Genomic DNA, 24,499 nt, shown 5'->3' with positions numbered 1-24,499 from the left:
CAACGCATCCCGGCTCATCGGCCACGACCTGTGCAGATCTTCTTGCCGATGGCCCAACGAGTGGTGCCGGTGGGGCGCAGGTCGTAGTGGCGTGGATGTTCAGCTGCCGAATGTTTTGTGTCGCTTCACCGTCGACCGCCGGGTGCGTATCGCACATGGATAATCTGCCGACTTTCCCGCCGGGCGATCACAGGGTACGGCGTTGGATCTGGTCGCCAGCGGGTCCTGAGTCTTCGCTATCCGGTGCGGCCGGTAGTCCTTCGCTCGCCCGAAGCTTTTCCGCCATGGTGGCGAGCAGATTCTGCGAGTCCTCGGAAAGGTCGAAAGCTCGGCTCGATAGCCGGCGCAGGTGATAGCCCTGGAGCTGCGACAGCAGTTCCAGGTCGTGGTCGATTTTGGCGGCGTAGACATCGTCGAAGAAGTAGTCCGGTTTGACCTTGAAGAATTTGGCCAGGGCGGCCATGGTCTCGTTGGACGGGTTGGTTCGCTGGCCCGATCGCAGCTGGGACAGATAGGGTTTCGAGATCGGGTGCCCGGAGTTCGTCAACGCGTCGGCGACCTCCGCATTGGTATGCGATCGGCGGCCCGGGGGATGCACGGTTTCGAATAGCTTGTTCAACCGCTCGGCGAAATCAGCCATCTGAGGTGCCCATCTTCTTCGCTGTCCTGGTGAACCGGTCGTCGGTTCGATGTGCGCTGTCGACGAAAACCGCTCCAGTCCATCGGGTCCGAAGTCGAATCGCAAGTGTGTTCGGTTGAGTACCCGGGATTGCCCGGTAGGAAACGGATCGAAACATCGGCCTCGCAGGTTACCGTGCCCGGTCACGGACCACTCGGGCGACGTCGGCCCGCTCGACACCATCGGACTCGATCCGGCCACCTCGGCCGCGCAACTCGATGTGCAACCGTCGACGAGGATGGTCGAGCGACTCGGCGCCGCGGACTTACAGCACTCGATCCGGTGCGACGGAACGGATCGGTCCGCTTAGCATGGAAGCCACGTACCGGCATGGCAAGGGGGAGCGGCAGGGTGGCAGACGCGTCGGACCATGAACGCGCACGCGAGCAGACCTTGAGCTGGTTGGTCGCGGCGGTTCGGCGCGGCGACTACAGTGAGGCCGCGCAATGGCTGGAAACCCTTGCGGCCGTGGATGATCGGTTCGAGATCAGTGGTCCGCGCACGGTGGCTCGCTGGCATCAGCGCGCCAAGCTGTACCGGCAGGCGGGACGGGTGCCCGATCCGCTCACGGTCGAGGGTGCGGCCGCGGACTACCGCGGGATGTTCGGCGCGCTGCTGAAACACTCCTTCGACGGCATCGCGGTGAATGCCCGTGGTTCCCAATGGTTTCTGGAGGTCAGCGATTCGTTCTGCGAACTCACCGGATACCGGCGCGAACAGCTGATCGGCTGGACGGCCGTGGATCTCGGACTGGTCGCCGACGATGCCATCCGCGCCGAAATCGTACGGCGCACCGGTGTGGGACTCGAGGGTGTCTACCGAAGAACCTTGCGGCGCAAGGACGGTGCGGTCCGGATCGTCGAATTCTCACAACAACTGCTGCCCGGCGATGAATTGGTGATATCGATTATCCGCGATATCACCGATCGGCCGCACCCGGACGAGATCGCGGCCGATTCGGATAGGTGATCCCCTGCTCAGAGCTCGTTCAGGCCGATGTGCCCGTCCTGCAGTGCGCGCGCCGGCAGTGCGGCCTCGGTCGGTGCCGGTCGCCCGGCGGCATGGTTTTGTCGCGGATGCGCGAATGCGAAACCGGCCGGAGCGGTTCGTCCTCGCTCCGGCCGGTTCGTCACTTGCGGGGAGTTATTCTCGGTTGAACCGCTCCCGGACCGCGTCCATGCGCGCACGCAACTCCTCCGGGACGATCAAGCCACGATCCATCAGCGTGTGGGCGGTCACGACGACCGATCGGGTATGTACCGGAAAGTCGTGGTAGATCGTCTCACCGAGGGCATCCTCGGCATGGCGGCGTTCCAGATTGTCCAATGCGCCGCGCCAGGACAGGCATTCGCACGTCGCCTGCATGCTCGACTCCCAGGGGTCGGGCCTGCGATCGAGTTCGGGGAGCGCGTGCTCGCGCCGCGATTCGGGATCCAGGGTGTGCAGAAGCATCTCGTAGGGACTGGTTGTCACTGCCCACTCCTTCCCGAGGCGGCCTCGACCTGGTCCGGCGGTGCCTGCGCGGTCCAGTCGACCTGCGGCACCGCCACGCCGATCATCGTGTCCCGGGTGACAATGGCCGCCAGCTGCTCCTCGGTCCAGCCCTCGGTGCCCGCCGGGCGCATCGGCATCACCATGAACCGGGACTTCTGGTTCGAATCGTGCACCCGGACCTCGACCTCGGGCGGAATGTGCAGGCCGAATTCGGCGAGTACCTCCCGGGGCCAACGCACCAGGCGCCGACGGTAATTGGGGGTGCGGTACCAGTCCGGAGACATACCGAGTACCGGCCGCGGATAGCACGAACACAGCGTGCAGACGATCACGTTGTGCACCTCGGGCGTGTTCTCCAGCACGTAGAAGTAGGTGTAGTCGCTCGGCGTACCGGATCCGGTCGGGTCACGCCAGTCGATGCCGACCTCCTTGCATGTTTCGGTCCCGTCGGCGAGTAGGCGCGCCTTGAACTCGGGATCCGTCCACGCCCTCGCGACCAGTTTCGATCCGCCGTGCGGGCCGACCGATTCGGCCCATTCGGAGAATCGTCGATGGTCTTCTTGCGAAAAGAGGCCTTTTTCGATGGCGAGCTCGCGAACCGCCGTCTCCAGAATCTCGAACTCGCTGATCTCTGAGCTCGTCTGGATCGGCGCGTGCGCCCCGTGATCGTGGGTCTGACTCACTTGGCATCCTCCTCTGCGGGCTCGAGCCAGCGCTCGGAGACCTCTGTCTCCAGGGTGTCGACGTCGAAGCCGGTGTATTTGGGCCACAGATCTGTCTGACGGAACCGCACGACGTAGAACGGTTCGAAGCGACCGTCGTCACGTCCCCATGCCTCGTCTTCCGGAATCACCCACTCGGGCCGGTATTCGACGACGACACCCGTGCGGCCGCGCGTATATGACTGAGTGCGGGTGTGGAACATCGACGTCGCGTCGCGCACCGTGACGCGATCGCCGATCTGGTACTTCCTGGTCATTGCCGCGCCTCCATCCGTGCGCGCACCTCGTCCAATTTCGCGGACAACTCGTCCGGGGTGATCAACCCCTTGTTGATCAATACCTTCGCCGCGACGGTCGCCCAGCGCGCGTAGTAGGGCAGACCGAAGTACAGGGTCGCGCCGAGGTCGTTCTCGGCCCGTCGGCGTTCTTCGGAATTCCACACACCACGCCAGCCGAGGCATTCGCACGTGACATAGGTGTTCATCTCCCAGGGTTCTTCGACCTTTTCCCGGTATTCGATCGGCGCATCCGGCTGTCCGCCCACGTCGTGCAGGACGTGTCGGAGGGCGGTAAATAATTCGTTCGATATCTCGTACGGCGAGTCCAGCGGTTTGCGGAACGCGGGAGCGAGATCTGCTACGCGGGTTTGAACTTCGTCGAATCGGTTCGGTGCACTCATGAGGTCTCCGTAGTGACGGATCCGATGTTCCCCCGGCCGGGTGATCGCATACGGCGTACATCCGGCTGCGGGGCGGCGAGCCCCTATCCAATTGCGTTGATCCGACTATCAAGGGTACACGTCAAGATCGTTCCATTGCCGCCGTCGCCGCCCGTCGTGTCACCCGAAAGGCCGCTGTGACCTGCATGGACGCCTGCATCGGCCGCGCGACGACAGGCTGCACTCGGCTAAGCGCATACCCCGCGGGGTATGCTTGGCTATTCGATCGAAGCGAGTCGAGGAGAAGGTCTCATGGTTGGTGACGAGGAGAGCATCGCCCAGGTGCTCAACCGCTTGCGCCGCGCACACGGACAGCTCGCGGGCGTGATTTCGATGATCGAACAGGGCCGGGACTGCAAGGATGTGGTCACCCAACTCGCCGCGGTATCCCGCGCGCTCGACCGCGCGGGCTTCAAGATCGTCGCCAGCGGGCTGCGCGACTGCCTGACTCGGGAAACGGCCGATGGTTCGGAACCGATGACCGTCGACGAACTCGAGAAGCTCTTCCTGGCGCTGGCCTGACCCGAAGGGGCCGTGGCGAACTCGTGTCGCGGCCTTCGGCGCGGCAGCACCGGTCACGATCGTGGCGGCTGCGGCGAGTTGCCGGGCAGGCGGTGTGCGGGGCGGGTGTTCCTACTCGGTGCCGTGGGGTGCTGGTTCTGCGGGGTGGCCCTCCAATTCGGCTGCGGCTCTAGAGATTTCAGCTGCGTCGGCGGGTGGGACGCCCAATGTGACGAGGCAGGCGCGAGCCGCTGCCACGGCCGGATCGGCCGCCGTCCAGGTTTCGTCGTTACGAGCCTCGAGCAGGGCCAGTACCAGGCCGGTGAGGGCGCGCGAAAGCACTTCCGGGGGCAGGTGGTCGGAGAAGACGCCGAGTTGCTGGCCGTGGCGCAGCATCGCCGTCCCGTGCTCGTGTACCGGTGCCAGCCGTTCCTCGATCCGTGCCCCGAGGTTCGTTGCGGTGAGTCGCAGCAGCAGGCGGTACTTGTCGCCGACACGCCAGAGGGCCATCGTGCACCTGGCCGAGGTGATCGCGACCGGTTCGTCGGTGTCGAGTGCGCGGAGGGTGCGGGCGAGGTCCTCCGACGCCAGGTCGAGGATGCCGTCTATCAGCGCGTCGCGGGTGGGGAAGTGACCGTAGAGAGTTCGGCGCACGACACCGGCGGCCTGCGCGATCTCCTCCATGCTCGCGGCGGGATTGCGGGCCAGCTCACCGGCGGCGACGTCGAGAATTCGCCGCCGATTGGCCTGTGCCCGGGTGCCCGGCGTCATTGGTGCGGTCATGGTTCTGGTCGCGGTCATGTGAGTCCCTTCACGTTGCAGGCTCTCACAGTTGCACGGTGTTGTGCAAATCCCCTAAGTTGCACATGAACGTGCAATTGCACATCGGCGTGCAACTAACGAGAGGAATGCAAGTGTCTTTGCTAGTCACCGAACCGGTCGAACCGGGCACCGTCTACGGCCGACGATGGGCCGCGCTGGCAGTGCTGTGCCTGAGCGTTCTGATCGGCGTCATGACCAACACCTCGCTGATCGTCGCCGCCCCCGATATGACCATCGATCTGGGCTTGTCCAGCCAGGACCTGCAATGGATCATCGACGCCTACACCATCCCCTATGCCGCGCTGATGCTGCTCATGGGCGCGATCGGTGACAAATACAGCCGCCGCGGCATGCTGCTGCTCGGCCTCGGCATCTTCGCCGGCGGCGCGGTGCTCGGCTCGGCGGTCGACAGCGCCGACTGGGTGATCGCCGCCCGCGCGATCATGGGCGTCGCGGCGGCGATGATCATGCCAGCCACGCTCTCGCTGCTCGTCGCGACATTCCCGAAACGGGAACGCGCCGTGGCGATTACGATCTGGACCGCGACCACCGGTCTCGCGATCGCCGTCGGCCCGCTGGTGGCGGGCTGGCTCCTCGAGGACAACGGCTGGGCATCGACCTTCCTCATCAACGTGCCCATCGCGATCGTCTCCGCCGTCGCGGCCCTGGTACTGGTCCCGCCGTCACGGGCGCGCACCACACAGCGGCTGGACCTGCTGGGCGGCGGCTTGTCCGTGCTCGCCGTGGCCGCGCTCGTCTACATGATCATCGAAGGTCCCCGCAACAGTTGGCACACCTCCGCGGTGGTCGCGGGCATCGTGGGCGCCATTGCCGCGGCCGGGTTCATCAGCTGGGAATTGCGTCATCCCAACCCGATGCTCGATGTCCGCAAGTTCGGCAACCGTGCGTTCGCCGGTGCGAATCTCGCTGTGCTGCTGTTCTTCTTGGCCGCTTTCGGTTCGATCTACTACGTCACGCAGCATCTGCAGTTCGTGCTCGGATACGACGCGCTGGAGACGGGTGTGCGGCTGCTGCCGTTGGCGGGCGCTGTGTTCGTCGGCTCGGCGATCACCGGCGTGCTGACGCCGCGCCTCGGACTGCGCGCCATGGTCGTGGCGGGCATGCTGCTCGGCATTGTCGCCCTCGTGGTTCTGACCCGGGTCGACGCCGAATCCGGCTACGCCGCGTTCGCCTGGCCGCTGGTGCTGATGGGTCTCGCCATCGGCCTGAGCGTCTCACCGGCCACCGACACGATCATGGACGCCTTCCCGGAACGTCTGCTCGGCGTTGGTGGCGCGGTCAACGACACGTCCGTCGAATTGGGAGGCACGTTGGGGATCGCCATCCTCGGCTCGCTGTTGGCGACTGCGTACGGCGATGAGATCGGTCCCGTCGTCAACGGTCATCTGCCCGCGGAAGCCGCTGACGTGGCACAGGATTCCATCGGCGGCGCGCTCGTAGTCGCCCAGCGGATCGACGCCGCCGGCATGCACGAACAGGCTGCCCGACTGGTGTCCGCCGCGGATGCCGCCTTCGCCCACGCGGTTTCGCATACCAGTCTGATCGCCGCGATCGTGCTGACGGTAGGCACGCTCGGCGTTGCGGTGCTGCTTCCCGGGCCGCGGCGACGGTCCACCGTTGTGCCCGCTTCGAATGCGGTCGAAGAACCGGTGGTGGTCGGCTGACCGTGCCCGGCCGGCCGAGGGGCCGGACGCCGGTTCCGATGTCGGGCCCGACCAGCTGGAGCGGAGGGGTGCGCGGGTTGCTGACCATTGCTGCGTTTATGATGAAATCGTCAGTTACTGTGTTATCGTACCAGTGTTGTGCGCGATCGCTTTGCTGATGTGTCAATTGGTGTATCGGTGAGAGGACCCGTATGTCCCGGTATCTATTCGCCCTCGGTCAGGTCGTAGCACGTCGCCGCTGGTGGGTGCTGGCGCTGTGGATCGCTGTGCTGGTCGGTGCGATCGTCTTCGCCGCCGGTACCGGTGGCAAGACCAACGACAACTTCACCGTTCCCGGCACCGAGTCGCAGGATGCTGTGTCATTGCTGCAGCAGCGGATGCCAGCGTTCAGTGGTGCGCAGATGCAGGTTGTTTTCGCCACCCCCGGCCTGGCCAAGGTGACCGACCAGCAGGTGACCGCTGAGATCGAGAAGGTCATGGCGGGGTTGAAGGGACTGTCGCAAGTCGCGGCGGTTGTCGATCCGTTCCAGGCGCAGGCGGTTTCGCCGAATCAGCGGGTGGCCCTGGGCAGCGCGCAGTTCTCGGTGTCCGCGGGGGAGGTCGGCGAGCAGACCCTCGACGATGTGGATCGCATCGCCGATTCGGCGCGCGATGCCGGTCTCACGGTGGAATTCTCCGGTGCGGTATACCCGGGCTTCACGGCCGAGATCCCGCATACCCCAGAGGTTCTCGGCATCGTCGCGGCATTCGTCGTGCTGCTGATCACCTTCGGCGCGGTTGTCGCCGCAGGCCTGCCCATCATTACCGCGTTGATCGGGGTGGGCATCGGGCTCGCCGGGATTCTGGGCGTGGCCGCTTTCGTCGACGTCGCCTCGGCGGCGACGTCGCTGGCCTTGATGCTCGGTCTGTCCTGTGGCATCGACTACGCGCTGTTCATCCTGTCGCGGCATCGGCACCAGATGGTGTTGGGAATGGCTGCGGCCGAGTCGATTCCGCTGGCCGTCGGGACCGCGGGCAGTTCGGTCGTGTTCGCGGCGGTAACCGTGATCATCGCACTGTGCGGTCTGGCGGTGGCGGGCATCCCCTTCCTCACCGTCATGGGGCTGACGGCGGCGGGTGCGGTGCTGGTCGCCATGCTGGTGGCACTGACGCTGCTGCCCGCGCTACTCGGCTTCGCCGGCGATATGGTCGCCAGATTCATTTCGCCGCCGCTGCATCCGGGAAAGCCGGAGGCGGTCGCGCGCATCGCCGCCTACGAGCCGGAGCGCACATTCGGGCACGCGTGGGGCCGATTCGTCACCCGATTCCGGGTCCCGATGCTGGTTCTCGGTATCGCGATTCTCGCCCTCCTGGCCGTCCCCGCCACGCGCATGGACCTCGGACTGCCCAGTGGTGCAACGCAATCGGAGTCGAGTACCGCCCGGAAGGCATACGGCATCGTCAGCGACTCGTTCGGTCCGGGATTCAACGGCCCCCTGCTGGTGGTGACCGACCTGTCGGCTGCTACCGGCCCGGATGCCGGACAGACACTGATGGGTCGACTGCGACAGGAGTCCGATGTCGCCGCCGTCCAGCCCGCCGGCTCCGACAACGGATTGCTGCTGATCCAGGTGATCCCGAAGACCGGTCCCAACGACTCCGCGACGACCGATCTGGTGAACCGGCTGCGTGACGATCGCGACCGCATCGAAAGCGGCACCGGCGCTACATATCTGGTCGGCGGTACCACGGCGGCGAATATCGACACCTCGAATCAGCTTGCCGAGGCGCTGCCGATCTTCCTCGCGGTCGTCGTGGGTCTGGCGCTGGTATTGCTCACGATCGCGTTCCGCACGATTCTCGTACCGTTGTCGTCGATCGTCGGCTTCATCCTGTCGGTCTTCGCCGCCCTCGGCGCGCAGGTCGCGGTATTCCAATGGGGTTGGGGTGCAAATCTTTTCGATATCACCAAGGCGCAGACGCTGAGCTTCCTGCCGATCATCACACTGGCCATCATCTTCGGCCTTTCCAGTGACTATCAGATCTTCGTCGTCTCCCGGATCAAGGAGGAATACACACGCACCGGCGAGGCGATCAGTTCGGTGCAGAACGGTGTCGCCCACTCCGCGCGCGTCGTCACCGCCGCGGCCCTGATCATGTTCGCGGTGTTCGTCGCCTTCACCACCACCGACAACCCGATCGTCAAACCCTTGGCGTTCACCCTGGCGGTCGGTGTGCTGCTCGATGCCTTCATCGTCCGGCTGACGCTGGTGCCCGCGGTCATGGCCATCATCGGCAACCGCATGTGGTACCACCCGCGCTGGTTCGCGCGCTACGTCCCCGACCTCGACATCGAGGGCGTCGAACTCGAACACCGATTCGCCCACGACGCCGAAGCCGAAGTGCCACACGGCATTACCGGAGCATCATGACGCCCGTTCGCCGACGGCCGCGAAGCGAATTGCTCCGCTAACCGAGCAGCACATGCTCGTTGGTCACGAAGTAGGAGGACCTGGCCAGGTCGATGAAGTTCTGCTCGTCCTGAGTCAGGCGGTCGTTGGCCTCGACCCCGGCCGGTGTGGCGAATGCCGCGATCACGGCTTGTTCCGAGGGGAACCAGACCTCGACGATGCCATCGAATGCCTCGCCGGTGCCCCGCGCGGCGGCGAGCAGCAGGTTCTGCGTCGGATCCGCCGTATGGCTCTGGACGTAGCGATAGCCACCGAGCACCGTGATCTGCTCGACGGCAAGGGGGCCGTGGTGATTCAACCAGTAGTCATAGAACTGAGCGGGCGACAGATCCGCCCGGCGTCGAATGGCGCACACCAACTTCACCGGATCGGATGGCGTCCCCGCATCCGCCTCGGGCGCGTGAGATGCCAGGATGGCGCCGAGTCCCGCCGCCGTCGTACCGGCCATGAAGGCACGCCTCGAACCCGCGCGCTCCCGTGTGTTCGCTTCCAACTCCGCTCCTCCCTGCGGTAAGCCGCAGGTTTTCGACCAGGCGTTCTACGACGCTTCTGATCATTTGATCAATTATGATGAGACTAACGGTGGCGCGGCGATGACGCAATGATCACATATGACCAATTGGTCAACTGAGGTCCACACTCGGCAATGCCCGCTCAGCCGCGAGCGACCGGAGCCGCATCAGGCGCTGTCGAACGACTATTCGCGTTGCGGGTGCCGAGATCCACGGCATCGAGACCGTCACCACTGTCGAAGATTTTCGGTGTATGTCGGCCGAACGACCGACTGGATGTCGGCCACGCGGCGAGGCCGGGCGGTAGATTATCGGCTGTGCAGTCGGACGCGGCGAAGATAGCCGACCTACTCGATCGGGTGCTGGCGATCGTGGCGACCGAGCCGCAGGATCTGAGCTGGCAGTCGCGGTACGCGGAGCACGGGGAAATCGTCGACGATCTGACCGATCACGCCGCACGGTTGCGGCAGGGGGATTCGAGTCGGTTGTCCGACCTCCGATACCTCTTCGCACCGACCGGGCCGCTGTGTGAAATCGCGGCCAGCAGTGGATGGTTGGTGAGCTACACGGAGCTGGGGAACCGATTCGATCAGCTGGCCGCGCCGCTTGATCCATTCATCCATTGAATGGAATGTCGGTAGTGGCGCGCACCGCAGGCGCATCATTCTCGGATCGAGAACCATTCCGTGGCGCTACACCGCCGTGGCTATTCGCTGTCGCGATCCGGCGCCGTCGTGGAGTCATACGTCTCGTACCTGCGTCGCAAAATCGATACCACGGAGCCCAAGCTGATCCGCACGATTCGCGGTGTCGGCTATATCATGCGCCGACCTCGATCGGACACTGTGCCGCCGCAATCCTGATGGCCAGCTCGGAATCTCTTGGGAATCAGCTTGATCGGCTTGAGCCCACTTCCGCACCAGACCTACCGTTCGTTCGGCGGAGTGCTCGCTTCGCAGAATGGAAAGGGAATACCGAAAAGTGTCAAGAAATGCCGTCGCGATCCATGCGATCGCCGCCTTGGCGGTGCTGGGTACCGCGCTATCGAGCAGTGGGTGTAGCAGCGATGAACCCGCCTCGACTACCACCACTTCGACGACTCCAGCGGCCGGCGGGAACCAGCCCGCCGATCCGATGGCCGAGTTCCGGGCCTGCATGCAACGCAAGGGGGTGAGCATCCCTGCCATGCCGCCGGGCGGCCCCAGTGCACCGGTTCCCAATTCGGCGTCTTCATCCGGACTGCAATCGGCGTTGCCGACACCGACTCCGCCCGCAATGTCGCAGGAGCAAAAGCAGGCCGCTCAGGAATGCTCTTCGCTGGCTCCCGCGCCACCGACCAAATAGCGAAAGAGGTCTGGCGGCAACTCTTTTCGGTGCTGCCGCCGGACCAGCCAACTGGTCATCGTTCTTATCGAATATCGTTCGCGTGTCGGGTATTTCGTCGTTGCGAGGTCCTTGCGCAACTCGAAAAATCTGCCCGGCTGGTCGCCCGACGACGACGGTACCGCCGAGTGTGCGGGGGACGGCCTCGCCGAACTCGGATGCCGACTGGACGTTTCCCGGGAGCGAATGCGGCTCGTCCCATCGGAAAGCCTTGCTAAACTGCGACAACGTGGTTTATCTAAGCCACGTGTGAGTTGTCTGCGAATCCCTGGTTTCGGTCTGCTCGACCTTGTCGGACATGTGCAAGGCGAGCAGGCTGCGTTATCGAATGGCGATCGATCGACGAAGGGAAAACCATGGCTGCGATCACGTCGAAAACAAATGCCACACGCCTGCGGCGTTATGTCGCGAAAGCGTCCGTGGTCTGCGCGATAGTCGCAGTGCCGATGGGTATTTCGGCGCTCGCGAGCGCCGAGCCGCAACCCGGCCAGCAGCAAGAACAAATCCAACCCGGACCCGGCCAGCAGAACCCGGGCACCGATCAGCCGGGCCAGGACAATCGAGGCCCGGACCAGCAGGGTGGTGACCGCCGCGGGCGGCATGGATATGTGGTGCCCGAGGGCTACAACGACAATCCGTCGGCGCCGGGGTGGCCGGGTGGCGGTGAGCCGCCGACGTGGTGGTGGCAGGTGCTGCGCGCATTCGGACTCGCCTGACGCGTACCGCCGCGACATCGCCGAGCGTGCACAGCAGGGCCAGCGTAAGCACCTTCGATTCTAAAAGCAAGAGTATTGCGTTAACTATGTTGGTTGCGGCCGTGCTGCGGCGTGCCGAGCCGGCCCGGCCGCTATCGGGTCAGGCCTCGCAGCAGCGTGTCGACGATCTGTGTGATCTGGAGGTCGTCGACGGGTTGGCGTACCAGCAGGGCTCGGAAATGCAGTGGGGCGATGAGCATTTCGAGGGCAACCCAGGGGTTGGTCTCGGGGGCGAGTTCGTTGCGAGCGACGGCGCGGTCGATCATGACGCTTGCCGCGTGGTATCGGGTTTTCCAGAACTCGGCGCGACCACTGCCGATGGCGGGATCGTCGTCGGCGACAGCCATCGCCCTGGCCAGGGCGATGCCGAGTGGCGTGGCCAGGTAGGCCGCGGTCGCTTGGGCCAGTGCGATCATGTCGCCGCGCAGCGATCCGGTGTCGGGGATCGGCAGCTGCTCCTGACTGCGGTCCAGTAGCGCATCGAGCATCACGTTCTCGGTCGTGCCCCAACGTCGTTGGATCGATGTCGCGTGGACGCCGGCTCGTCGAGCGATTTCGCTCATCGTCACCCCGCCGGGGCCGAGTTCGGCCAGGGCCTCCAGGGCTGCCTGTAGTACCGCGGTGCGAACTCGCGTGGACCGGCCGCCGGGGCGGCGTCGCACTTCGTTCCGAAACTCGTCCTGACCCACCGATAGCACGATAATGCATGCCTATTGCGTTAACGTTGCGCGCTGCGTGCCGTGCCTGGCCGACATCCACAACGACCCGGCCCTCCCGCGCAGGACGCCCGCACCTCGGGGCGCAACCGCCGGACGGGTCAGCCGGCCGGCGGTTCGGCGCAGGTCTGCTCAACCTGCTTGTCATCCATCTGGTTTCGGACCTCGTTATGGGCCGCGTGCTCAGGTTGTCGCTGCGGCGGTGCCGTGCTGGAATAACAACGTAGAGGTGCTGCACCGGGCCCCGCTTTCCGCTGAGCGCAGAAGAATTGCCGCTGTGCGCAGGACCGTCCGTGACCGCGATCGTGGACGGCGCCGGCCGAAGCCGCCGTGCCGCCCCGGACGGTGCGCTCGACAGGCACATCACTACCAGGAGTGGAGCGGATGACCGACACGATCAATCTCATCGAGTCTCTGACAACGGATTCGGTCCTACCGCACGAACGCACCGATTATTGGGCCGCGGTGCTCGAGTCTCACCAGCGCCGAATTTTCGGATACGCCTTCCCTCGCGGAGACTTCTACGGCCGCACCGTGCTGCGACGTACCGGCAACTACCAGATTATCCGATCCAGGTCCGACGCCGTGGTCTATTACCGCACCCCCGGGCAGGTGCGCGTCGACTCCGATGACGACTATCGTTTGCTGCTGCCCGTCACCGGGCGCATGGCTATCTGGCAGGACGGTCAGCATGTGCCGCTGCTGCCAGGTATCGGCTGTTTGGTAACTATCGACCAACCGTTTGCCTACGCCCAAGCCGACGACACCGAGGGGATGGTCATGACCATCCCGCGGCGTGAGATCGATCACCGCCTCGATCGCGCCTCGCCGCCCGCACAGCTCTGGGACTTCACCACGGGACTCGGACGAGTTGTCACCGACATGGCCACTTCTTTGGTCGCCGAGCGCGACTCTCTGGGCCACCGCCAATTCGATGCCGTATCCGCCCGGTTGGTCGATCTGCTGTGCATGCACATCCTCGGTGACCACCCCACCGAATCCAGTCACCTCGAGGATCTGGAATCCACCATCCGGCACTATGTCCGCACGCACGCCCACGACCCCGAACTGACCGGCACCACCGTCGCCCAGGCTCTGGGCTGGTCCTTGCGTCGGATCCAGGTCGCCCTGCAGCGGGCCGGTACGACACCGCGTGAGCTCATCAAGGAAGAACGCCTGCAGCTGGCCTACTTGCGACTGCAGGACCCCGCGTACCGCGATCGGAACATCACCACTGTCGCAGTCGAACTCGGCTTCAGCTCCGCCAGCGCGTTCAGTACCGCCTTCCGACATCGTTTCGGCACCAGTCCCCGCGATATCCGGCACGCCTGAGCACACGGAGCCCACTGCGGCACAACACCTTCCGACGCCCACACGGCCAGGCCAGGCCAGGTCGACCGACCATCGCGCCGCGTCTTTTGCAACCATCGTGCAACGGGCGTTTACCTGTGGCTTTTCGGCATCCGATGGACCGGCGTGTGGTGCTGCCTCGGCTCGTACACCAGGGCAGGTATTCACCGATTAGATAGTCGTAGCCCCGCGGCCTTCCCCGGGTAAGGAGTGGCGGCGTGTGTCGCGGGGCTGGTTCGCGATCTTGGTCGGGTTAGTCTTCACATCGAGCCGCGGGCAGCGCCGGCCCTGGGTGTTTTCACATCCGGTGCTGTTCGGAGCAGCCCTGAGCGTGGATCAGTGGTCGCCGGCAAATCAGTTCCGGACATAAGCGCACCGATGTCGACTCGCTAACGGGAGGATGCGTGAACTGGGAGGCGTGGCAACGGAGTTGGGATCGGCAGCAGGAGCTGTACCTGCCCGATCGCGAGGAGCGGTTCCGGGTGATGCTCGAGGTCGTCGAGGCGACGGGCGGCAAGTCACCGTGGGTACTCGACTTGGCGTGTGGGACCGGCAGCATCACCACCCGGTTGTTTGCCAGGCTGCCCGAGGCGATGTCGGTTGCGGTGGACAGGGATCCCACGTTGCTCGCGATGGCGCGGGGATCGTTCGACGGCGATTCCCGTATTGCGTTCGTGGTCGCCGATCTGGAGGAACCGGGGTGGACGCTGGAACTGCCTGCCGAGCCGTTCGATGCCGTGCTGACCGCGACGGCCACACATTGGATGCAACCAGCCACGTTGGCCCGGTTGTACGCGGACCTGGCGACATTGGTGCGCCCGGGTGGGGTGTTCGTCAATGCGGATCACGTGCCCGATCCCGAGACCCCGAAGCTCAACGCCGTCGACGAGATCATCCAGCGCAGCCACCAGGAGCATGCGCGGGCCGAGGGCGCACGCGATTGGGACGAATGGTGGGCCGACGTCGCCGATGAACCCCGGCTCGCCGCCGAATACGCAGCCAGCCGTGCGATTTTCGACAGCAGGGTCCGGGGCGTACCCCAGCCGCTTGCCTGGCACCGCGCTCGGCTGCGCGAGGCCGGATTCGCCGAGACCGGAGTGGCGTGGCGATCCATCACCGACGCGGTGATCGTCGCTATCCGGTGACCGTCGCGGCTGCCTGAGTCGGCGATCGCGTGCACGTCGGCGATAGGTCGCGACCATCGAGGGCCGTGCGGGGAGATCCATCGTCACGACCACGTGCGCGCTCGCCCACCCGCCGCGTCACCGTGGCTGGTCCGGACAGCGCGGTATGCGGTAATCGAGGATGTCGTGGATCCGGCCCGGTTCGCGGCGTCGACTGTTCGGACCGGCGGGCTGTCACGGGCGCGCTCGGGTTATCGGTTTCGGTCGGCGGGGGATGGTTGCGGGCTGCCGCGCAGGATGCGGACGGCTTCGGCGTTGATGGCCTGCTGCAGTTGGGCATTCGGGATGTTGTCGATCACGCGGATCCGGAAGCAACGGCGCCTGACCGCGGCTTGGGCCGTGATGTGGGCGCCGCATGTGCTGATACTCCTGCCGCTGTAGGCCGCCGATCAGATCACGGCCCTGGCGGTGGGGACCATGCTGCTCGGCAAGCCCTCGGTACTCATCGCCGTCGCGATTTCATGGCTGTGGGTCCGCAGGCGATAACCGACGGCAGATTGCACGTCACATATTCACCCCGCGTTCAGCCGGGGCGAGTAATCCGAAGTCATGGTGACCCAGCCCGACCGGGTGATGCGGTCCAACGTGCTGGAGCGCGATTGGACCATCGATATTGTGCGGGTCTGCTCGATCACGGTGGTGGTTGTCGTGCACTGGATATCGATCAGGGTCGCCGTGGTCGATGGCGCCGTCCGCGGCGACCAGGCGCTGCACGGGTGACCGATCTGGGCAGTGACCTGGCCGCTGCAGGTGATGCCGATGTTCTTCCTTGCGGGCGGATTCACCAACACCCTGATCGTCGACCGATACCGTGCCCGAGGCCGGACCTACGGGGACTACCTCGGGTTGCGGGTGCGGCGGCTGACCACCCCGATGATCGCGCTGATCGCCTTCATCGTCGCACTCGAAATCGGCCTCGACGCATTCTCCGAACCGGCCGCCGCGGCGACCGCCGATATCGTCGCCAGCCCGCTGTGGTTTCTCGCGGTCTACCTGATCGCGGCCATGGTCGGGCCGTTTGCCGTTCGCGCACACGATGTTTCGGCATTGCTGGCGCCGGTGGTGTTGCTGGGCTGCTCACTCGCGGTTGACGTGCTGCGCTTCGGCGGGGTGGACCGGTTCGCCGAATGGAATCTGATATTCGTCTGGCTGTTCTGCCATCAGCTCGGAATCGGCTACGCCCGTGGGACATTGGACCGCATCGGGGACGGCGGTGTGCTGCTGATAGCGGCGGCCGGAATCGGCCTGCTGATCGTGATGGTCGTGCCGGGACCGTACTTTCCGACCATGTTCGGGCTGGCCGATGCCCCGGTCTCCAATCTCGCACCGCCGACGACGGCGATGTCGATTCTCGCGGTGACGCAGTTCGCGGCGCTCGTGCTGGTATCCCGGCGGCTCACCGGATGGGCCCCGCGCGGTCGTGCCCGCCGCGTGATCACCACCGTGGCGACACAGTTGATGAGCATCTACCTCTGGCATGTACCGGCAATGGCCATCGTGACAGGGGCGGCGTTGGCGGTTCCGGTGTTGCTGCCCGACGATCCCGGCACCTGGTGGGCCGCCCGCCCGCTGTGGATCGTCGCGGCCGCGGTCGTACTGTTCGGATTCGTCCAGATCAGCGGTCGGTGGGACGCGTTCTGCGCCCGATACGCGGCCCGCACCGCAACACTTCCGGTTCTTGCAGGCTCAGTTCTGGCGACGGCGGGTATCTTCGCGCTCTGGCGCTACGGCCTTTCGCCACATGGCATAGCCGGTCTCGCCGCGCTCACTGTCGTCCTCGCCGCCGCACTACTCACCACGACCCGACGAATCACCCCGCCCGCTGATGACCGCCCGTCATCCGCGCGAACCGGATGACGACTTTCGGATGCGCGAACCGACGAGTTTTCGTCCGCGCCGAGCTAGAGCGACGTACCTTCCGTCGCCATCACCACACCGGCGGGCGGTTCGGACGGCATGGGCAGTGGGACTCAGTTGGCGGCCAGGCCACGGGCTACTTCGCGCCGATGCCGTCGCGGAAGAAGTCGCTGAGCTGCTCGCCGAACGGCTTGGCGGTCTGGGTGTTGTAGTCGTTCCAGCCTTCTTGCTGTGCCTGCTGTAGGTAGTCGGGCAGCGGACGGTGCAGTTCTTCGCTGACGGCTCGGTCGTGCAGCCGGCTCATCGCATCGCGCAGGCTCCCGCCCGCCGCGGCGGTGTTGTCCAGTTCGAGTTCACCGCCGCGGGTCGAGTAGTCGTAGAGTTCGTACTCCTCCTCGCGCGACGAGTCGATCTCCGCGGAGCCCTGCGCCCAGTGCGAGTAGCGGACGAACTTCGCGTCGGCGGTCCGCACGGCCACCACATGGCCGGGTGCGTCGCGGTCGAACAGCACCGCGGCTTCCTCGATGGAGTGTTCGTCGGTGGTGTGCACGATCCAGGGCCGCCCCGGCGCGTGCGGGTCGCGGCAGATCGCGGCGATGTCGTGTCTGCTTGCCAGATGGGTGTAGCGGTCGTCGCCGCGCCAGCCGTTGCCGCCCGCGCCGATGGTCAGGAGCAGTGGGGCGAGGTCGATGCTGGAGGTCAGCTGGGTGCGGGTGCCGGCCGCCGGAGTGAGGTCACCGCGCGGGTCGTAGACGTACAGCGGCACCCTGATGGCCTCGTCATAGGCTCCGCCGCCCTTGCCGTGCAGGCCGTGGGAGCCGGCGTAGTCACCGTGATCGGAGGTGAACACCACCACGGTATTGGCCGCCACCTCCGGACGGGTCGCCAGTTCGGTCAGCACCCGGCCGATCTGGATGTCCACCTGCTGCTGGAACCACAGGTAGAGATTGAGCAGTTCGATCCACTCCTGGTCGGCGTCGGGGGTGCCGTACGGGGCGACGCCGAAGGTCGCCGCCGACACCTGCACCAAGGCCAGCTGCAGCCGAGGCTTGCGCGAGAGTTGTTCGAGGGTCTCGTGATTGGCGGGCAGGGTGTCGATCCAGCGTGGAATGTTGTTGAACGCCAGGGTGCGCCGGGTCCAGCGCGGCCACCACTGGACATCGTGTGGGTTGACCAGCGACACCGTCGTGCACCAGGGGCCTTGGCCCGCATCGGTATCGAACCAGTCGACGAACTGGTCGACGATCCGGCCGTCCATCTGCAGGCCCTGCTCGGGCGTGCCGTTGGGCGAAGGGTAGGTGCCGCCGTCGAAGCCGTGCCGTGCCAACCCGCCCGGCGTCGTGTCGGCTTCGTGGCCCAAATGCCATTTGCCCCACCACGAGGTGCGATAGCCCTGTTCGCGCAGCATCGAGCCCCAGGTCGGAAAGCCCGGCGACAGCTGCGAGGTCGAGGTCGACAGACAGCCGGTCTGGTGTGAGTACAGGCCGGTCACCAGCGCGCCGCGGGAGGGCGTGCAGTCGTTGGCGGCGGTGTAGTGCTGTTCGAACGAGACCGACTTGGACCGCAATCCGGCGATGTTCGGCAGGATGGTGTCGAGCACGGGCTGGTCCGGGAACCACATGGGGGCCCGCATCTCGTCGACGATGACGACGAGAATGTTCGGCTTGTCGGGGTGGATGTCCATGCGCGGCCCGGCGGATGCGCTCGGGCTCCCGGTGGTCATGGCGGCGGTCGCCATGGCGGCGGTCGCCGCCGCTCCGCTACCGAAGAACCCACGCCTGCTGATCGACACTGTGCCCTACTGCCTTTCGCTCGTGATCGGGTCGCCATCGGAGAAGGCGGTGCGAAACGGTTTGTCGAAGCGAGCCGGCTGCTCCGAGGCGACGCGGCTGCGCCGTGGTCCTGACACTAAATGTTATTGCATCATGAGTGCAACTTTTTCTGCGGCTTGTTAGGGTGATTCGCGATGGACGGACGCACCGCTCGGGCGGCAAGGAATCGCCAGGCGGTGCTCGATGCCGTGCTGGCGCTCACGGAAGAAGGCAATCTGCAGCCGACCGCACGGGCCGTGGCCGAGCGAGCCGGGGTCGCGACCAGGTCTGTGTTCCATCACTTCACCGATCTCGAGTCGCTGTATGCCGACGCCGCCCAGACACAAATCGAGCGACATTGGGTCCGCCTGCTCCGACCGGTGACCGGCGATCCGGGGCAGCGCATCCAGACCCTGGTCGAGCTGCGAGCCGAACTGTACGAGCGCATTTCGGGCACCCGCCGCGCCGCCGTACTGCGCGAGCACGAATCCGCCGTCCTCGCCGAGCGTTTGCACGAAAGCCGCGTCGCCCTGCGCGCCCACCTGCGCGTCAACCTCCCCGAACTCGAGCGCCTCGACCGCCCCGTCCGCGAGGCCGCCTACGCCGCCGCCACATGGGAGACCTGGGACGTATTGCGCCGCCATCAAGGCCTCTCCGCGGCGGCCGCCCGAGCAGCCGTCGGCGCTACCCTTACCGCCCTGCTCGCCCCCGCGCCGACCGTCATCGACGGAAACCGAAAGTTTCGCGCCGAGTAGCCATCGGCCGCACGACGAACTTCGCGACCTCCGGCTACTCGAGCCAGGCCCAATGGCCGACGCCGGCCAGTGTCTCGATGCGGGAAGGTCTGCCGGGTGTCCTCGCCCCCACCGCCCACGCCCGACTGGTGGCAGTCGGGCGTGGGCGGATCGTAGTGTCGGCGTTCGTGGTCGATACCGGATCGGTCGGGTGCGGTCGACCGGTCAGATCACCGCGACCTGCGACTGCTCCTCATGTTGTTCGGCGAGCCGCTTGGGTCGGGTCTTGGGACCGAAGAGTGCGAGCACGATCGCGCCCACGATCCAGGTGCCGGCGATGAAGAAGAACACGCTCTGATAGCCGGACCGGTTGTACAGCGCCGCGACGATCAGCGGGCCGGCGGCATTCGACAGCCGTCCCAAGCCGTAGGAAATGCCCGTGCCCAGCGAACGGCTGCGGTTGTCGAACAGTTCGGGGGAGTAGGCGTAGCCCAGCGCGGTATAGCCGCGCTCGACCAGGTTCACGAGGAAGCCGAAGACGACGATCAAGACCGGATTGAAGGTGAGGCCGTAGAACAGGCCGCACAGCGCGATGATCGTGCCGAAGGCCACCAGGCACCATTTGCGCTCGAAGCGATCGGTGACAAGGGACGCCAGGTAGGAGCCCAGCGGTGCGCCGACCGTGGTGAGGGCCACGTAGAAGACCGACTTCTCCACGCTGAAGCCTTCTTTGGCCAGCAGGGTGGGTGCCCAGCTCGAATAACCGAAGAAGCCGATGGTCTGCGTCACCCACAGCACCGTGAGCAACAGCGTCGGTGCGAGGTAGCGCTTCTGTAGCAGCAGCCGCAGCGAGGCCTTGGCAGGCTCGACCTCGCTGGCCGGCGGCACAGGTTCGGGAAGTGGTCCCTTCTCCGCGGCGACCACGGACTCGATTTCGCGGAGAACGGCGTCCGCGGCGTGGTAGTCGCCGCGGCTTTCGTACCAGCGCGGTGACTCCTTGATGTGCCGAATGAAGAACACGAAGGCGATTCCGAGGGAACCCCAGACGAATACCAGCCGCCACGACCAATCCGTCAGCGGTACGACCGCACTGGCGATGAGGTTTGTCGCCGGAGTTCCGCAGATGCCGATGACGATGGCATATGCCTGGTATTTGCCGCGGACGGCGGCCGGGTACATCTCGTTGACGTAGATCACCGCGACGACGGTCATCGCGGACAGTCCCGCCGAGGTCAGAATTCGGAATACGCCGAGCGATGCGATATCCCAGGAGAATGCCGTGGCAAAGGAAAAGATCCCGAAGAACAGAGTGGTCAGAGTGAGGGCTCGTTTACGGCCCCATCGGTCGGCGATTCCACTGGCGATTACGGAGCCGAAGAACATGCCGATGAACGACAGCGAGGTGACGTAAGCCACCTGGTTGACGGTGATGCCCCACAGGTGGATGAGTTTCGGTGCCGTGGTCGCGAAGCTGTTGATGTCCGCGAACTCGAAGAAGTAGGCGAAGGAGACGGCCAGCAGGGTGACCTTGTGGAACCGAGAGATGGGCAGTCGGTTCAGTCGGTTCACCGCATTGGAGTGCTGCATGGGATGGCCCTTGTCGAAGAGGTGGAACAGGTGGATCAGCAGGCTTCGCCGGGCCAGTACAGCCGCATGGGGTTGTCAACGAGCAGTTTGTGTTGTTGTTCGGCGGTCACCGCCACCGTGCGCACGTAGTCGACCAGCAAACCGTCGTCGGGCATGTGGTCCTTCAGGTTGGGGTGGGGCCAGTCGGTCCCCCACAGCACTCGGTCCGGGAACTCTTCGACGACTCGCCGCCCGAAGGGGACGACGTCGGTGTACGCGTGCTGTTGGCCATCGAGGGCCGGTGGCCCGGTGACGGTGAGGCGTTCGGGACACGTCACCTTCACCCACACGTCGTTGTGCTCGACGAACCGCAGGAAGCGGGTGAACTGTGGGCCGTCGACCGGTTGGGTGACGTCGGGTCGTCCCAGGTGATCCACCACCAGTGGGGCGGGGAGCGCACCGAAGAAATCTTCCAGTTCCGGCAAATCGCCGCTTTCGAAGTAGAGGACGATGTGCCAGCCCAGCGGCGCGATCCGCGCGGCGATGGCAGCCAGATCGTCTTTGGGTGAGGCGTCGACCAGACGCTTCAGGAAGTTGAACCGCACACCCCGTACGCCCGCCGCGTCGAGCCTGCGCAGCTCGGCCTCGGTGATGTCGGGACGGATCGTGGCGATACCCCGTGCCATGCCGCCGGACGACTCGACGGTGTCCAGCATCGCGCTGTTGTCCGCTCCGTGGCAGGTTGCCTGGACGACGACGCAGCGGCTGACGCCCAGGTGATCGTGGAGCGCGCGAAGTTGGTCCTTGCTCGCGTCACAGGGTGTGTACTTGCGCTCCGGGGCGAAGGGGAACTGGGCCTGCGGGCCGAATACGTGGCAATGGGCGTCGACAGCCCCCGGCGGTAGTCGAAACGTGGGACGGGACGGGTTGCAGTACCAGTCGAGCCATCCGGGGGTCTTGGGCGAGCGGCTGCTGCCGGCGGCAGCCGTGCCGTCGCTCGCGTGAAGAAGGGCGGACAACCTTGTCCCTTTCGTCCAGTGGAGCACATCACAGTAAACATGACGCTACATTGACCGAGATATAGCACACAATAGTTCTCGCAAAATTGTTAACAATCTGGTCGCGGAGGTCGACGGCGACGACTTCGCGACGCCTGCATCCCGAGCTCGGCTGGTGCCCTGGTTGGACGCACACCCGTCCTGTGGAGCCGAGTCGTCCACGACTCGCGAGTCCTGGGCTCTCCCGGGGCAGGATCGGACATTCATGTCTGCGCAAACCGGGATCCGGTGTGCGGAGCGGGGAGCTGCCCGATGTGTGCGAATGCGTCTGGCCCAATGCTCGCTCCGGACGGTCGATCTGCAGGTCCCGACGTCATTTCTGCTTCCCACCGGCGGTGAGTCGGCCGCACGCGGACGGACATACGCTATGCACCGTTCACGCAGTGCACCACAGGATTTATGTCGTCGAAGGCTACCGTCGGCTGCCTGCAGTCGGTCGAAGGAAGTCGTCATGACCAGATACGCGCATTTCGTCGGAAGCCTGCCCGAGGCCCTGATGACCAGCGATCGAGAAGTCCTCGGATGGTTCATCGACCAGAGCGACGGCTGGCCGCTCTCCGCGGTGCCGCGCGACCTCGATGCGGACTGGGTCGTCGCGTATCTGCGTGCTCTCGAGGAACGCGACGCCTTCGACATCGTCCGTGCCGGCGACTACGCCGACTACAGCGATATGCGCAGCTACGGCGTGCGGCCCGGCCACATCCTCGAACCACGCGATGTGGCGATGGGCCGCGTCGAGCGGATCGGTGCGATCGTCTCGGAGTTCGAGGCGCTGCAGCGCAGTCGTCCGGAGTTGGCGGATAAGCGAGTGCAGATCAGCCAGCCCAGCCCGTTGGATCTGGCCCTGTTCGTTTTCGCCGGCGCCGCCGTCTCGCTCGGCCTCCCCGTTGGGCCTGCGGTCCGCAACGCCGGTGTGGTCGCCACGGCTCTTCGGCATCTGCCCGTATTCACAGACGCGGTACTGCAGGAGATGTCCGAGGTGACCGCCCGGTACGGCGATCGCGTTGTGTGGCAGGTGGAGTCACCGATCGCAACTCTCGGCATGGTCAAGGCCGAGCAATTGCGGGTGCAATGGTCATTGGGGCCCCTGCTGGCACGCCAGCTCGGCGGATTTCTCGTCCGTACCAACGAGATCGGCGCGGCGACAACCCTGCACCTGTGCTACGGCGACTACGAGCACAAGAACCTGCTGACCCCCCGGGGCTTGGCGCCAGCGGTGAACCTGCTCGGTCACCTCTCCCGGCTGCTGCGTCAACGCGGGGTGCCGCTGCCGGTCGTGCATGTTCCGTGCGCCTACGGTGCCGATCCGGCACCGTTGGATCCGGCGTTCTACCGCTCGCTGCGGCGTCTGGATCCCGGCTGGCAATTGATCGCCGGTGTCGTGTCTCCCGATGAGGTGGACGACAGCATCCGCGCGCTGACACTGTTCGAGCAGGCATCGGGCCGTGCCGCATACGGCGTCGCCACCGCGTGCGGGCTCGGCCGCCGAACCGTCGACGAGGCTCGGTCCGCCGCCGCAGCCACGGTTACCACAGCACGCGCCGACGCGGTGCATTCGCTGACCAAGCGGTCTGGGTAGCGCAACGTCTGATTTGCTTGGGGGCGTGAGGGTTACAGACAGCGGTAAGCGGACCTGGTACCTGCGACGCAGATTCCTGCCGTGGCGACGGCTTGTTCAACCGTTCAATATCGGGATCGAGGGCACGTACTTCCGATACGAGGTGCCTGTCGGAGCCCCGCCGCCCTCGGGGCCGCACGCGGTTCAGCAACTCACCCCGCGCGCTGCCCGCCGCGAACGACGGCGGGATGATCGAGAGCGCAAGCTGGACCGGCTCGAAGGCTGGCAATGGCTGTACTGGTTTCCAGTGCTGCTCCTGATCCTCGCGCTCGTCGGTGTCATCGGCCAGGCACTCGAGCTGCTGATGTTCTTGGTCTTTCTGGCGCTGTGCGTATGCGCGTCGGTGGAGTTGATGGTGCAGTCGATCGTGGCGACGCTCCTGGCGGTGCCGAGGATGCTCGGCGCGGTTCGTTCCCGAGTCGATGTGTATACCGAAAACGGCAACCGACTGGCCTCGCTTACCGTGCTGTACGTGCCCGGCCACTGGCGGGCCAAGCGGCTCATGGTCGCGCTGGCCGAATTGCGACGCGCCGCGAGTCGGCCGTTCGACCCCGTCCATGACCCCCGAGCTGTCGAGTTGCTCCAGCGATATCGGGCCGAGCTCATCCGCCACGAAAGCCTCTGGACCACACCGGTTCCCGCGAATGCCAGTTCCTCGTCGAGCGACGTACGGCAGCAGATCGGGTAGCCGGATTTCGGACTAGGCCGATCCACCTCGGCAGTGCTCCGACATGGTTCGAGAGCTCAGAGGGTGCGCCCTCCGCGCCGTCGAGCCTCCGACCACGCGAGGCGTTGACCGCTTCGATCAACGAGGCCGAGAGCGCGTGCCGCCGAGCGTTGGACCGATGCGCGTGCAATGCTCACGATCGCCTTCTCCGCGGGGA

The 24,499-nt window shown here is 65.5% G+C and carries 25 protein-coding genes; 14 read left to right on the top strand and 11 right to left on the bottom strand.

Annotation, left to right across the window (positions count from 1 at the left end):
• Nucleotides 1–187: 187 nt before the first annotated feature.
• The gene (locus AB0L58_RS25615) at nt 188–640 is read right to left on the bottom strand and encodes a helix-turn-helix domain-containing protein (RefSeq protein WP_364390214.1); all 453 of its coding nucleotides are present in this window, start codon (nt 638–640) and stop codon (nt 188–190) included.
• A gap of 390 nt (nt 641–1,030) precedes the next feature.
• Between AB0L58_RS25615 and AB0L58_RS25610 the strand changes: the two genes are divergently transcribed.
• Nucleotides 1,031–1,648, top strand: coding sequence for a PAS domain S-box protein (locus tag AB0L58_RS25610; protein WP_364390213.1), 618 nt, complete (start codon nt 1,031–1,033; stop codon nt 1,646–1,648).
• Between the two features lie 174 nt (nt 1,649–1,822).
• Here AB0L58_RS25610 and AB0L58_RS25605 read toward each other — a convergent pair whose 3' ends face one another.
• The 4 genes from AB0L58_RS25605 to AB0L58_RS25590 are packed head-to-tail and all read right to left on the bottom strand — an operon-like array spanning nt 1,823 to nt 3,574.
• Nucleotides 1,823–2,131 carry a ScnB gene (locus AB0L58_RS25605; RefSeq protein WP_364390461.1) on the bottom strand — a complete coding sequence of 103 codons (309 nt, stop codon included), beginning with the start codon at nt 2,129–2,131 and terminating at the stop codon, nt 1,823–1,825.
• A 17-nt stretch (nt 2,132–2,148) separates the two neighbouring features.
• Complete coding sequence (gene scnC, locus AB0L58_RS25600; protein ID WP_364390211.1) at nt 2,149–2,856, bottom strand: thiocyanate hydrolase subunit gamma; 708 nt, start codon at nt 2,854–2,856, stop codon at nt 2,149–2,151.
• Nucleotides 2,853–3,152, bottom strand: coding sequence for an SH3-like domain-containing protein (locus tag AB0L58_RS25595; protein WP_364390210.1), 300 nt, complete (start codon nt 3,150–3,152; stop codon nt 2,853–2,855). The genes scnC and AB0L58_RS25595 overlap by 4 nt, the downstream gene beginning before the upstream one ends.
• Nucleotides 3,149–3,574, bottom strand: a complete 426-nt coding sequence (locus AB0L58_RS25590) for a hypothetical protein (RefSeq protein WP_364390209.1) — start codon at nt 3,572–3,574, stop codon at nt 3,149–3,151. Before AB0L58_RS25590 ends, AB0L58_RS25595 begins: the two co-directional genes overlap by 4 nt.
• Nucleotides 3,575–3,865: 291 nt before the next feature.
• Here AB0L58_RS25590 and AB0L58_RS25585 point away from each other — a divergent pair, with 291 nt between their 5' ends.
• Nucleotides 3,866–4,135 carry a metal-sensitive transcriptional regulator gene (locus AB0L58_RS25585; protein ID WP_364390208.1) on the top strand — a complete coding sequence of 90 codons (270 nt, stop codon included), beginning with the start codon at nt 3,866–3,868 and terminating at the stop codon, nt 4,133–4,135.
• Nucleotides 4,136–4,246: 111 nt separating this feature from the next.
• Here AB0L58_RS25585 and AB0L58_RS25580 read toward each other — a convergent pair whose 3' ends face one another.
• On the bottom strand, nt 4,247–4,915 hold the full coding sequence (locus AB0L58_RS25580) for a TetR/AcrR family transcriptional regulator (RefSeq protein WP_364390207.1): 669 nt from the start codon (nt 4,913–4,915) through the stop codon (nt 4,247–4,249).
• 113 nt (nt 4,916–5,028) lie between these two features.
• Between AB0L58_RS25580 and AB0L58_RS25575 the strand changes: the two genes are divergently transcribed.
• Both AB0L58_RS25575 and AB0L58_RS25570 read left to right on the top strand, forming a co-directional pair.
• Entirely contained in the window at nt 5,029–6,621 is a 1,593-nt protein-coding gene (locus tag AB0L58_RS25575) for an MFS transporter (RefSeq protein WP_364390206.1), read from the top strand.
• A 191-nt stretch (nt 6,622–6,812) separates the two neighbouring features.
• The gene (locus AB0L58_RS25570; RefSeq protein WP_364390205.1) at nt 6,813–9,032 is read left to right on the top strand and encodes an MMPL family transporter; all 2,220 of its coding nucleotides are present in this window, start codon (nt 6,813–6,815) and stop codon (nt 9,030–9,032) included.
• Between the two features lie 37 nt (nt 9,033–9,069).
• Here the strand turns inward: AB0L58_RS25570 and AB0L58_RS25565 are convergent, their stop codons facing one another.
• The gene (locus tag AB0L58_RS25565; RefSeq protein ID WP_364390203.1) at nt 9,070–9,519 is read right to left on the bottom strand and encodes an EthD domain-containing protein; all 450 of its coding nucleotides are present in this window, start codon (nt 9,517–9,519) and stop codon (nt 9,070–9,072) included.
• 381 nt (nt 9,520–9,900) lie between these two features.
• Here AB0L58_RS25565 and AB0L58_RS25560 point away from each other — a divergent pair, with 381 nt between their 5' ends.
• From AB0L58_RS25560 to AB0L58_RS25550, 3 genes are all read left to right on the top strand, one after another.
• Nucleotides 9,901–10,209: a hypothetical protein gene (locus AB0L58_RS25560; RefSeq protein WP_364390201.1), complete on the top strand. Its 309-nt coding sequence runs from the start codon at nt 9,901–9,903 to the stop codon at nt 10,207–10,209.
• Between the two features lie 45 nt (nt 10,210–10,254).
• Nucleotides 10,255–10,446, top strand: coding sequence for a winged helix-turn-helix domain-containing protein (locus tag AB0L58_RS25555; protein WP_364390460.1), 192 nt, complete (start codon nt 10,255–10,257; stop codon nt 10,444–10,446).
• An 876-nt stretch (nt 10,447–11,322) separates the two neighbouring features.
• On the top strand, nt 11,323–11,682 hold the full coding sequence (locus tag AB0L58_RS25550) for a hypothetical protein (protein ID WP_364390200.1): 360 nt from the start codon (nt 11,323–11,325) through the stop codon (nt 11,680–11,682).
• Between the two features lie 131 nt (nt 11,683–11,813).
• Here AB0L58_RS25550 and AB0L58_RS25545 read toward each other — a convergent pair whose 3' ends face one another.
• Nucleotides 11,814–12,410, bottom strand: coding sequence for a TetR/AcrR family transcriptional regulator (locus AB0L58_RS25545; RefSeq protein WP_364390198.1), 597 nt, complete (start codon nt 12,408–12,410; stop codon nt 11,814–11,816).
• Between the two features lie 411 nt (nt 12,411–12,821).
• Between AB0L58_RS25545 and AB0L58_RS25540 the strand changes: the two genes are divergently transcribed.
• The 4 genes from AB0L58_RS25540 to AB0L58_RS25525 all read left to right on the top strand — a co-directional run bounded on the left by AB0L58_RS25540 (nt 12,822) and on the right by AB0L58_RS25525 (nt 16,828).
• Nucleotides 12,822–13,769, top strand: a complete 948-nt coding sequence (locus AB0L58_RS25540; protein WP_364390197.1) for an AraC family transcriptional regulator — start codon at nt 12,822–12,824, stop codon at nt 13,767–13,769.
• A gap of 422 nt (nt 13,770–14,191) precedes the next feature.
• Nucleotides 14,192–14,932, top strand: a complete 741-nt coding sequence (locus AB0L58_RS25535; RefSeq protein ID WP_364390196.1) for a class I SAM-dependent methyltransferase — start codon at nt 14,192–14,194, stop codon at nt 14,930–14,932.
• A 588-nt stretch (nt 14,933–15,520) separates the two neighbouring features.
• Nucleotides 15,521–15,691, top strand: coding sequence for a hypothetical protein (locus AB0L58_RS25530; RefSeq protein ID WP_364390195.1), 171 nt, complete (start codon nt 15,521–15,523; stop codon nt 15,689–15,691).
• A 12-nt stretch (nt 15,692–15,703) separates the two neighbouring features.
• Nucleotides 15,704–16,828 (top strand): acyltransferase, encoded by a 1,125-nt coding sequence (locus AB0L58_RS25525; RefSeq protein WP_364390193.1) that lies wholly within the window; start codon nt 15,704–15,706, stop codon nt 16,826–16,828.
• 136 nt (nt 16,829–16,964) lie between these two features.
• On the opposite strand, the gene AB0L58_RS25520 is transcribed toward AB0L58_RS25525, so the two are convergent.
• A complete protein-coding gene (locus AB0L58_RS25520) occupies nt 16,965–18,551 on the bottom strand; it encodes a sulfatase-like hydrolase/transferase (RefSeq protein WP_364390459.1) in 1,587 nt (528 codons plus the stop codon).
• A 243-nt stretch (nt 18,552–18,794) separates the two neighbouring features.
• Here AB0L58_RS25520 and AB0L58_RS25515 point away from each other — a divergent pair, with 243 nt between their 5' ends.
• On the top strand, nt 18,795–19,394 hold the full coding sequence (locus tag AB0L58_RS25515) for a TetR/AcrR family transcriptional regulator (protein ID WP_364390191.1): 600 nt from the start codon (nt 18,795–18,797) through the stop codon (nt 19,392–19,394).
• A gap of 204 nt (nt 19,395–19,598) precedes the next feature.
• On the opposite strand, the gene AB0L58_RS25510 is transcribed toward AB0L58_RS25515, so the two are convergent.
• Both AB0L58_RS25510 and AB0L58_RS25505 read right to left on the bottom strand, forming a co-directional pair.
• Nucleotides 19,599–20,960, bottom strand: a complete 1,362-nt coding sequence (locus tag AB0L58_RS25510; RefSeq protein ID WP_364390190.1) for an MFS transporter — start codon at nt 20,958–20,960, stop codon at nt 19,599–19,601.
• Between the two features lie 35 nt (nt 20,961–20,995).
• Nucleotides 20,996–21,958, bottom strand: coding sequence for an amidohydrolase family protein (locus AB0L58_RS25505; RefSeq protein ID WP_364390189.1), 963 nt, complete (start codon nt 21,956–21,958; stop codon nt 20,996–20,998).
• Nucleotides 21,959–22,448: 490 nt separating this feature from the next.
• Here AB0L58_RS25505 and AB0L58_RS25500 point away from each other — a divergent pair, with 490 nt between their 5' ends.
• The gene (locus tag AB0L58_RS25500) at nt 22,449–23,576 is read left to right on the top strand and encodes a hypothetical protein (protein ID WP_364390188.1); all 1,128 of its coding nucleotides are present in this window, start codon (nt 22,449–22,451) and stop codon (nt 23,574–23,576) included.
• Nucleotides 23,577–23,601: 25 nt separating this feature from the next.
• Nucleotides 23,602–24,303: a hypothetical protein gene (locus AB0L58_RS25495; protein ID WP_364390187.1), complete on the top strand. Its 702-nt coding sequence runs from the start codon at nt 23,602–23,604 to the stop codon at nt 24,301–24,303.
• Nucleotides 24,304–24,499 lie beyond the last annotated feature (196 nt).

The organism is Nocardia sp. NPDC052112 (assembly GCF_040680135.1).
GTDB lineage: Bacteria > Actinomycetota > Actinomycetes > Mycobacteriales > Mycobacteriaceae > Nocardia.
This window is presented reverse-complemented; position numbering and strand designations above follow the sequence as displayed.